This window comes from Streptomyces sp. NPDC059957 (assembly GCF_042730015.1).
Lineage (GTDB): Bacteria > Actinomycetota > Actinomycetes > Streptomycetales > Streptomycetaceae > Streptomyces.
Genome location: NZ_JBHWMB010000100.1, coordinates 14591 through 23734, shown reverse-complemented (window position 1 = coordinate 23734; position 9144 = coordinate 14591). Strand labels below are relative to the sequence as shown.

Genomic DNA, 9144 nt, shown 5'->3' with positions numbered 1-9144 from the left:
ACGCAAGGTCTGCTCGACTGAGTCCAGGTGCGGTGTGGGCGCGTCCGCGGCGGACGCGGGGGCGGCGGCGCCGAGGAGGGAGAGGGTGAGAGCGAGGGCGGACGTGGAGACGAGGGAGGTCGTCCGGGCGTTGCGTACCAATGTGGTTCCTTGGCCGAGGGGTGGTGCGGCGCGGGCCGGGAGTGTGGCCGACCGTGGCTGCGAGCATGATCAACTCGCGCAAGTTACCAGCTGGTACGCAACTGGTCCGCGACCTCGGGCGAGTTCCGGCCACCCCGGAGCCGGGCATCCGGAGCCGGCTGTCGGAGCCATCGCGCGCGATGCCAGAGCGACGCGCCCCCGACCGTCAGCCGGCGCCGACCACGAGGTCGGCGCGGTGGAGGCCGCGCGCGACGAGGAGGGCGTTGGGGTCGTCCGAGCGGGAGACCCAGGCGCGGGCCGCCTCCGGGTCCTTGCCGTGCCGGACGTGCCGGTCGATGAGGCGCCGCACGCGCAGGCCCTCGTCGGGCGCCAAGTACCAGGCCTGGTCCAGAAGCGACCTTACGGGCGCCCAGTCCGGCGCGTCGTGAAGCAGGTAGTTCCCCTCGGTGATCACCAGGGGCACGCCCGGGTCGACGGCGATGCTGCCCGCGATCGGCTGCTCGAGCGAGCGATCGAAGGCCGGTGCGTAGACGGTGCGTTCGCCGGATGACCGCAGCCTGCGGAGCAAGCAGAGGTATCCGGCACTGTCGAACGTGTCCGGGGCGCCCTTTCGCTCGGCCCGCCCGAGCCTGTCCAGCTCGCCCTGCGCGAGGTGGAACCCGTCCATGGGCACCACCACGGCACGCTCCGGCCCGAGCGCGTCCGCGATCAGCGCCGCCAGGGTCGACTTGCCCGCACCGGGAGGCCCGGCGATGCCGAGGATCCGCCGGGCGCCCTGATCGGCCAGTCCGGCCGCCCGCGCGATCAACTCCGATGTCTGCACCCGGCCATCCTGCCCGAGTGCGGTCGAAGGAGCCCGGCGGCCCGTCCCCGGCGGCCCGGTTCCACCGCGGCCGAACCGCACGGAGTGTCGCGCGCCGTCAGGACGGGGTGGAGGGGGAGGGGGTGGAGGTCAGGTCGTCTGGGGCCGTCCGGACAGCCCTCCGGGCACCTGCAGTTCCCCGCCGGTGAACACGCCCTCAAATCCGTCCCCGTGGAATCGTGGCGAAGTCTGGTGGTAGCGCAGGTTCCCCGCGCTGATGTCCTCCAGGCGGTCGCAGTACTCGTCAGCTCCTGGTGTGAGGGCCCAGCGTGAGCGGACCGCGAGGTACTGGCGTTCCGTTTCCTCGATCGTCTCGACGAGCCGGTTCAGGGCTTCCTGTAGGCCCAGGCCGTGCACGTGTTGCAGCACCGAGACGGCCTGAACGTGCGCCTTCTTCCCGTTCCTGTCGTCCCGTTCCTTCCGGAAGGAGTACAGGTCAGTACCGGGCCAGCGATTCCGGGAGCATTTCCGCGATGGTCATGGCCGCCGTCAGGTTGTACCGGGGCAGGCCGTCGCCCCAGTCACCGGCGGCGAACACGTCGTCGGCGTGCGACTGCCGGAAGAGGAGAGCGACCGTGCGTTCCCACAGCCGTTCGGCGCTCCCGGCGCCGCTCGTCTCGTACAGGGCCTCCTGCTTGTTCTCGATGACCGTGTACAGCGCGTTGAAGCGGCACCACCGGGTCAGCAGGTCGGGGTCCACGTCGGGGAAGCACAGCGCCGCCCACGTGGTGTAGTTGTCGGCATGCACCGGCGCCGGCACCCGCGGGTCATCGCTGAACAACCCGAATGCCCACGCATTCGCGGCGGCGTCCATCTCGGCGGAGTGGTGTGGGTTCATGCGCCAGCGAAAGCCGGTCCGCACCGGGGGAATGGTGAACGTCTGGGTTCCCATGGCCTTCCTTCTTGACGCTGATCTCCACCAAAAGCTTCCCTGCGGGGCGCACGGCACACCCGTTTCCCCGCCGCCGCCACGTTGCCGGCGACGAGGGGGCGTGGATGGGCCGAGGCAGTCGTCAAGACGAACCCGGAGGCGAGCGCCTCCGGGTTCGTCATGCGGTGCGGGGACGGGTCAGTCGGTCAGGTACGCGCGCAGGATCGTGACTTCGGACTTGTTGCCCGCGGTGTCGACCACCGTGCCGCGCAGGGAGGCGTGGCCGCCCGACGGCGGGGTCTGCGTGGTGACCGCCCCGTCCTGGACCGGCAGGGTCTGCCAGGTGTAGCCGTCGTCGTAGGAGACGGACACCGTCAGGGACTTCAGTCCCTTGCCGGCCGCCGGGCCCTGGACGGTGACGGGGACGCGGAACGGGTGGCCCCCGTTGACGGTCCCGTCCAGACGTGTCGCGGGAGCGAACCGGACGACGGAGGCGGGCAGCTGCGCCGTGGGACCGGTCGGGGTGGTGCCGGAGCGGAACCACCAGGTCGCGGTCACCTTGGACGAGGTGCGGCTGACGGTCTCGGACTGGGTGGAAGAGGCCACCAGCTTGTAGGAGGCCTCACCGGGCGGGACGGAGAAGCGCTTGGCGTCGCGGAGTTCGGCAGCCTGGCTGCCGACGACGACCCCGTTGCGGTAGAGCACGGTCTTGCCCTTGGCGTGGAAGCCGGTGCCGTCGTGCCCGGCGCCGTCCGCGAGCAGCGGCAACGTGCCCCATATCCGGTCGCCCTTGCGGTAGAGGCCGAGCCCCGACGCGGTGTCCACCCGGGGCCCGGCGGCAGCGGTGTTGAAGCGCTCCCGGTGGGTGCGGCCGCCCGCGTAGGCGCGTTCGACGGCGTACGAGGTCTCCGCGACCTCGTTGCCGTCCCCGTCCATGCCGAACTGGGAGGCGGACAGCGCCCACTTCACCCCGTCGACCGAGGACAGGTGCAGCGTCACCGTGTTCGGCAGGAGCCGCGGCTGCCACATGGAGCTCGGGCCGCCGTTGCCCGGAAGCCGGCCGACGGCTCGTACGATGCCCACCTTGTCAGGGGCCGAGGAGCCGTGGTCTACGGTCACGGTGGCCAGGTCGGAGGCCTTCAGATGCCGGGTGTAGCCGGTGGCCGGAGTGCGGACCGGGCCGCCGAGAGTGGTGTGGTACTCCTCGGTTTCGGACACCGCGTGCTTGTCCCATCGCTGGGTCAGACTGGTTCCGGCGGCCGGCTCGGGCCCCTGGCCGCGGGTGCGCAGGGGGATCGCGGCGTAGAGCCACCATCCGAAGGCGTAGCTGACGCCGTCGGCGCGCAACTCGTAGCTGGGGGTGAGGAACCCGACCATGGACGGGTCCGAGGGCACGGTGATGTCCACCGGCTTGGTGGTACGGGCGTCGACCGTGACCGTGGTGTTGCGGGTGATGTCGAGGCGGGGCTGGGAAATCCAGTCGAGGCCCTCCTCGACGTTCTCCGGGTCGGCCCAGAGGTGCGAGTCGAGCATGTAGCTGCCCTTGGGGACGCGGATGGTCCGGGAGCCGGAGCCCTCGTGGTTGCTGAAGATCCTGCCGGTGGCCAGCCCGCTCACGCCCTGGAGGCTGCTGAAGTAGCCGGCCGGCCGCTTGCCGTCCCGGCCGATGTGGCGGATGGTCAGCGCGTACGACTCGACCTCGCGATCGGCGACGATCGCCGTACGGACGCTCTGCCCGGCCGCGGTCGCCACCGCGTGCCCGGTGTACCGGCCGTTGACGGAGCCGCCGAGCCGGGTGTTCAGGGCGAGGTCCACCGACGCCGTCTTGCCGGCGGGGACGGTGAGGCTCGGGCGGGCGAAGGCGAGGAAACCGGCCGGGGCGGGCTTCCCGTCGGGGCCGGTGGCGGTGACGGACAGCTTCAGGGTGACCGGAGAGGTGCCCAGGTTGCGGTAGGTGACCTTTCGGGTGACGGGGGCGTCGTCCTCGTGCGGCCACAGCTGGTTGGCGAAGGCCAGCGCGAGGGGTTCGGCGACCACGGACTGGCCGAGCGCCTGGTCGACCGAGATGCGGCCGGTGCCCTGCTGGAAGGCGTTGTAGGGGCCGGGCTTGGCGGAGCCGGTGAGGATGCCCTTGATCTGGGTACCGGTCCACTTCGGGTGCTGCTGCTTGAGCAGGGCGGCGGCGCCGGCCGCGTGCGGCGCGGCCATGGAGGTGCCCGAGATGGTGAGGTAGCCCGCCGGGTTCTGGCCGACCTCGCGTTCGATGGCGCTGCCGACGGCGGCGGCCGCGGTGATGCCCACGCCCGGGGCCGTGACATCGGGTTTGACGGCGCCGTCGCCGGCGCGGGGGCCGATGCCGGAGAAGTCGGCGATGACGTCGGCCTTGTCGACGGCGCCCACGGTGAGGGCGGCGTCGGCGCTGCCGGGGGAGTCGATCGTGCCCGGCCCGGACTTCCCGTCGTTGCCGGCGGCGACGGCGAAGAGGATGCCCTTGTCGGCGGAGAGCTGGTTCACGGCGGCTTCGACCGGGTCGATCTCGGGCGCGTCGGGCGCGCCGAGGCTCAGGTTGACGACCTGGGCGCCCTGCGCGACGGCCCACTCGATGCCGGCCAGGATGCCGGAGTCGCTGCCGTAGCCGTAGTCGTTGAGAACCTTGCCGTTGAGCAGCTTGGCTCCCGGCGCGACGCCCTTGTACTTCCCTCCCGACTTGGCCCCCGTACCGGCGGCGATGGAGGCGACGTGGGTGCCGTGGCCGTAGCGGTCCGCGGTGCTGCCGGATTCGGAGAAGTCCGCTGCGGCGACGACCCGGCCGGCGAGGTCGGGGTGGGCCGTGTCGATGCCGGTGTCGAGGATGGCGATCTTCACGCCGGTGCCGTCGTATCCGGCGGCCCAGGCCTTGTCGGCGCCGATCTGACGCGTGCTCTTGTCCAGGCCGGCGGCGCGGATGCCGTCGAGCCAGACGGAGGCGATGCCGGAGGGGGCGGCCAGAGGGGCGGCGCCGCCCTGCCGGCCGGTGAGCCCGCCCCAGAGGGCGGCGGCGCTCACCGGGGTAGCGGTCACGGCCTCGGCGTTGAGCAGGCCGTACGTACGATCCACGCGCAGGCCGCCCGTGGAACGCAGGGCCGACTTGGCGGCCGGGGCGGAGCCGTCGTAGCGGACGATCAGCTTCAGTTGGTCGCCGCGGGCCTTGTGGTACTCGGGGCGCGAGAGTTCGGTGAGATTGAAGAGGCGGGGATCGAGCCGGCCGGACTCGATCAGCGGCCGGGCGTCGAGCGGGACGAGGCTGCTGCCGCCTTTGTCCCGGCGGACCGACACGGGTATCTTCTCCCGGCCCTTGGCCGGGGCGAAGCCGACCGGGCGGCCTTCGGGGTCCACGGTGACCTGGTCCCCGGTGATCAGGGTCAGTTGGGTGAACCCCTGCCCGGCGGGCTGTTGACCCGCCGGGACGTCCGAGCGGCCGGTCATGGGCGCGGCGGCGACGGGTGTGGTGAGACCCGCCGCGAGCGCGATGGCGGCGACGGCTGCCGATGCGGCCGCCCCCGATCTCCTGATACGAGGTGTGCGCACGTCATTTCCCCCTGAAAGACAAGCGTTCACCGACGGGATGAAGGCACCGCCGGTGTTCTCGCAGTATTGCCCCGGGGCTGACGGCCGATCCATGACCGTTTCGCAACGGTTGGCGGAGGCGGGGAATCCGCCAGGCGAGGTTGCGTGGGAGCCGACGCGGACGGAACCCGGCGGCCGGACGGGCCTTGACCCGGATGTCGAACACGCCCGGTGCACCGCCGGGCCCGGCCCAGTCCGGACCGGAATGCCTTGACAGGCCAAATGATTAGTCGCCATATTATCTGCATGACGAGCGACGGCATCGACGGTGAGGCGCCCACGCTGGACCAGGCCAGGAGGCAGGTCGAGCACTACGGCCTGGAGGTCGATCCGCAGGCGGTGCTGGTCGCGGTGCGGCTCATCTCGGCCGGTGCGCGGGTCGGCAGAATGGCCGAGGCGCACTTCGCCCGGTTCGGCCTGTCGACGGGGCGTTACCGGGTGCTCGCCGACCTCGAAGACCACGGCGGGGAGAAGTCTCCGTCATGCCTTGCCGCCGACCTCGGTGTCTCCAGGGCCACGGTCACCGGCCTGCTGGACGGCCTCGAGCGTGAAGGTCTGATCGCGCGCCGGCCCTCCCTGGAGGACGGCAGGGGCACGGTGGCCATCCTGACCGCACGTAGCGCGCAGCTCCTGCGCGACATGGCGCCCGAGCACTTCGGGCGACTTGAGGCGATGGTGGGCGGGCTCTCCGCCGAGGAGCGCGCGGTCTTCCTGGACCTGCTCGCCCGAGTGGTCCACGGCAGCGCGGCCTTGGTCGCCGACTGACCGCGCACTCCGCTGTATTGGCCCGCCCTCAAGGTGGGCTCTTTTTCCGCCCATGTAGTTAGCTGCCTAATTACATGAGTCGGCGGCACGGGCCTGCACCCCGCCCCCGCCCTTCGCCGCGTTCCTTCGCTTCCCTCGCACGTACGAGAAAGAGGCCCGCATGCACGCAACGCAGGACAGAACCAGCCGCAATCGAGCAGCCACCCGGCCGTCCCGGCCGTTCACCCTGCGGCGTGAGGTACTGGCCGCCTACGCCGCCCCCGCGCTGATGGCCGGCACCGCCGGTCTCGTCAATGGGCAGCGGGACCTGGCCGCGGCCGCCTGCACCTCCATCGCCGGCACCTCCGCCGTGGTGGCGTTCCTGGTCGGCGCCTGGCTGCGGCGCGGCGGGCGGCCCCGACGCTGGACCGTCACCACCCCGCGTCTCGCCCTGGCTGCCGCACTCGTCATCACCACCGCCGGCGCGGCGGCCCTGCTGGGATGGTTCACGGCCCAATGGGTACCGGCTCACACCCCGGTACCCGCCGCCCCCTGGCTGGAGCGCCTGCGCATCGACCTGCCGGTCTCCGCAGCCCTCGCCACCACCATCGTCACCCTCCGCTGGCGCGCCACCACCCCGGCACTGCCGGGCTCCCCGGCGTGAGCCGTCTCTCCACCGGGCCCACCCGACCGACGGGACCCGGCCCGACCGAGTCACGAAGGAACGAGCAACGGAATGAGTACTCGATGATCGTTGTCATGGGAGCGACCGGAGCCACCGGGAACGCCCTGCTCCACAGCCTCCTCGCCCTCGGCGCACCCGTCCGCGCGCTGACCCGCACTCCGCACCTCCCGATCCCCGGCGCAACCGGCACACACCCGCTGCCCGTCGAGGTGCAGTACGCCGACGCCGCCGACCCCCGGTCCCTGCGCAGCGCCTTCCAGGGCGCCGACCAGCTCTTCCTCGCCATGGCCAACGGCCCCGAACAGGTCGCGCTCGAAACCCGCGTCATCGACATCGCCGCCCAAGCCGGTATCGGACACATCGTCAAGATCTCCGCACCCGCCGCCGAACCCGACTCCCCGGTCGCCGTCTCCCGCGGGCACCACGCCGTCGAGGAACACCTGCGCGCCTGCGGCCTCGCCCACACCGTCCTGCGCCCCTACGCGTTCATGCAGAACCTCCTGCGCCTGGCTCCCGCCGTCGCCCGGGGAGTCATCCTCGGCGCGATGGGCGAGGCGCCCTGCAACTACATCGACTGCCGCGACATAGGCGACGTCGCCGCAGCCGCCCTCACCAGGCCCGGCATCGCCGGCGGCACCTACACCCTGACCGGACCCGAAGCCGTCGCGTACCCCGAACTCGCCGCACGTCTGACCACTCTGACGGGCCGTGCGGTCCGCTACGTCGACCTCGCGCCGGACGAACTGCGCGACAGCCTCATTCGGAACGCCCACATGCCCGACTGGCTCGCGGACCACGTGACCGAGATCCAGCAACTCGCCATCACCCGGCCCGAGAACCCGAACACCACGGTCACCGACCTCCTCGGCCGACCGCCCCGCACCCTCGACGCCTTCCTGCGGGAACACCATGCACACTTCCGCTCCGCGGACCCTTCAGCGGAGCGGCGGCCTCGACCGCCGTCGGACGTTCTCCCCGTGTGAGAAGTGCATGGAAACCAATCGCGTTGGCGGTGGTCATGGCTACGCCGGCCCGCCGGACTGGAGGGGGAGCGGCCCCCCCCCCGACCCCCCCCCGCCGGCGGGAGGGCCGGGCAGCCGGCGGAGTTCGAGCAGGGCCACCGCGATCTTCACCGCGGTCGAGATCGTCAGGGCCTGGAGGAACGGCATGCCCATGAGCCACAGGGCCACCATCATGACCGTGAGTACCAGGAAGGCCGGGAGCAGATTGGTCCTCCTGAGGGCGGTCCGCAGGTGTCCGCCAGCTCCTCCCGGGCGCTGGTCCACCGCACCGATGGGGCGGGCGGCGACGTTCTCCTCCTCGGCTCGCGGCATGGCTGCTGTCCTTCCTCGCGCTTGTCGTCTCTGGCGACGAGTCTCGGGCGAGACCCGGCGGGCTGCCACCGCTGCCGCCGGTCCCTGCCTCCATTCGGGCGAGTACCCGGTCAGCGAGGAGTGCGGCGGCCAGGTCGGTGCCGTGGACGTGTGCGCCGGAGAACACCGCGTCACCGGACACATGGACCATGCGGGTCCGGTACCTCGCCGCCGCCATCGCGAGCCGGACGGGACCTTCTGCCGTGGCCGCCCAGTCGGCCGAGCCGCGGCGCCGGGCTTGCTCGCGCACGTGCCGGGCAGCGACGACCTCGACGACGCGGCACGATGTGAAGTGCCCGCAGGCTGGAACCGCGCCCGAGCCTCTCGGCGGAACCTCGCCGCTGCCGTCCGCCGGCTCGAATCGGACGAGGAGCCCGAGGCGGCCGAGGAGGTCCGGCTGCAGACCTGGCCCGCGCCGTTCTCCGCACCGCACATCGTCAAGCGATGGACCCGAGCCGAGTAGCCTCCGACCCGGTACGGCCCTTCGCGCTCACCGTGTCGTCGCACACAGAACGCCGCTCAGCCCTGTCAGGGGTTGTGGGGCGTCACCAGGCCGGATTCGTAGGCGAAGACCACGAGCTGGGCGCGGTCGCGCGCCCGGAGTTTGGACATGGCCCGGTTGACGTGCGTCTTCGCGGTCAGTGGGCTGATCACCATGCGGGCCGCGATCTCGTCGTTGGACAGGCCTTGCGCGACCAGGACGACGGCCTCGCGTTCGCGGCCGGTCAGATCCTCCAGGGGCTTGCCGGTGCCGCCGGAGGTGGGGGGAGGCTGGGTGACGTACCGGTCGATCAGCTTGCGGGTGATCGAGGGCGCGAGGAGGGCGTCGCCGCGCGCTGCGACCCGTACGGCGTGCAGGAAG

The 9144-nt window shown here is 71.9% G+C and carries 10 protein-coding genes; 4 read left to right on the top strand and 6 right to left on the bottom strand.

Annotated features, from left to right (window positions below; all coding sequences use genetic code 11):
* Positions 1–346: 346 nt before the first annotated feature.
* The 4 genes from ACFWBW_RS37835 to ACFWBW_RS37820 form a co-directional block, all read right to left on the bottom strand.
* The gene (locus ACFWBW_RS37835) at positions 347–964 is read right to left on the bottom strand and encodes a nucleoside/nucleotide kinase family protein (RefSeq protein ID WP_385383100.1); all 618 of its coding nucleotides are present in this window, start codon (positions 962–964) and stop codon (positions 347–349) included.
* Positions 965–1093: 129 nt separating this feature from the next.
* A complete protein-coding gene (locus ACFWBW_RS37830) occupies positions 1094–1438 on the bottom strand; it encodes a hypothetical protein (protein ID WP_385383103.1) in 345 nt (114 codons plus the stop codon).
* A gap of 1 nt (position 1439) precedes the next feature.
* Positions 1440–1895 (bottom strand): hypothetical protein, encoded by a 456-nt coding sequence (locus ACFWBW_RS37825; protein ID WP_385383097.1) that lies wholly within the window; start codon positions 1893–1895, stop codon positions 1440–1442.
* Positions 1896–2072: 177 nt separating this feature from the next.
* Complete coding sequence (locus ACFWBW_RS37820; RefSeq protein ID WP_385383094.1) at positions 2073–5441, bottom strand: S8 family serine peptidase; 3369 nt, start codon at positions 5439–5441, stop codon at positions 2073–2075.
* Positions 5442–5726: 285 nt separating this feature from the next.
* Here ACFWBW_RS37820 and ACFWBW_RS37815 point away from each other — a divergent pair, with 285 nt between their 5' ends.
* The 3 genes from ACFWBW_RS37815 to ACFWBW_RS37805 all read left to right on the top strand — a co-directional run bounded on the left by ACFWBW_RS37815 (position 5727) and on the right by ACFWBW_RS37805 (position 7892).
* Entirely contained in the window at positions 5727–6245 is a 519-nt protein-coding gene (locus ACFWBW_RS37815; protein WP_385383091.1) for a MarR family winged helix-turn-helix transcriptional regulator, read from the top strand.
* A 160-nt stretch (positions 6246–6405) separates the two neighbouring features.
* Complete coding sequence (locus ACFWBW_RS37810; RefSeq protein WP_385383088.1) at positions 6406–6888, top strand: hypothetical protein; 483 nt, start codon at positions 6406–6408, stop codon at positions 6886–6888.
* A gap of 83 nt (positions 6889–6971) precedes the next feature.
* Positions 6972–7892 carry an NmrA family NAD(P)-binding protein gene (locus ACFWBW_RS37805; RefSeq protein WP_385383085.1) on the top strand — a complete coding sequence of 307 codons (921 nt, stop codon included), beginning with the start codon at positions 6972–6974 and terminating at the stop codon, positions 7890–7892.
* 39 nt (positions 7893–7931) lie between these two features.
* Here ACFWBW_RS37805 and ACFWBW_RS37800 read toward each other — a convergent pair whose 3' ends face one another.
* Positions 7932–8243 (bottom strand): hypothetical protein, encoded by a 312-nt coding sequence (locus tag ACFWBW_RS37800; RefSeq protein WP_385383082.1) that lies wholly within the window; start codon positions 8241–8243, stop codon positions 7932–7934.
* Positions 8244–8520: 277 nt separating this feature from the next.
* Between ACFWBW_RS37800 and ACFWBW_RS37795 the strand changes: the two genes are divergently transcribed.
* Positions 8521–8745 (top strand): hypothetical protein, encoded by a 225-nt coding sequence (locus ACFWBW_RS37795; RefSeq protein ID WP_385383080.1) that lies wholly within the window; start codon positions 8521–8523, stop codon positions 8743–8745.
* A gap of 65 nt (positions 8746–8810) precedes the next feature.
* On the opposite strand, the gene ACFWBW_RS37790 is transcribed toward ACFWBW_RS37795, so the two are convergent.
* Positions 8811–9144, bottom strand: a 334-nt coding sequence (locus tag ACFWBW_RS37790; RefSeq protein ID WP_385383077.1) for a response regulator transcription factor, incomplete at its 5' end; no start/stop codon positions are given.

What these genes read in the sequence shown, in the direction of transcription:
- ACFWBW_RS37805 (WP_385383085.1), top strand. Translation starts at nt 6,972, where the DNA reads ATGATCGTTGTCATGGGAGCGACCGGAGCCACCGGGAACGCCCTGCTC.
- ACFWBW_RS37810 (WP_385383088.1), top strand. Translation starts at nt 6,406, where the DNA reads ATGCACGCAACGCAGGACAGAACCAGCCGCAATCGAGCAGCCACCCGG.
- ACFWBW_RS37815 (WP_385383091.1), top strand. Translation starts at nt 5,727, where the DNA reads ATGACGAGCGACGGCATCGACGGTGAGGCGCCCACGCTGGACCAGGCC.
- ACFWBW_RS37825 (WP_385383097.1), bottom strand. Translation starts at nt 1,895, where the DNA reads ATGGGAACCCAGACGTTCACCATTCCCCCGGTGCGGACCGGCTTTCGC.
- ACFWBW_RS37800 (WP_385383082.1), bottom strand. Translation starts at nt 8,243, where the DNA reads ATGCCGCGAGCCGAGGAGGAGAACGTCGCCGCCCGCCCCATCGGTGCG.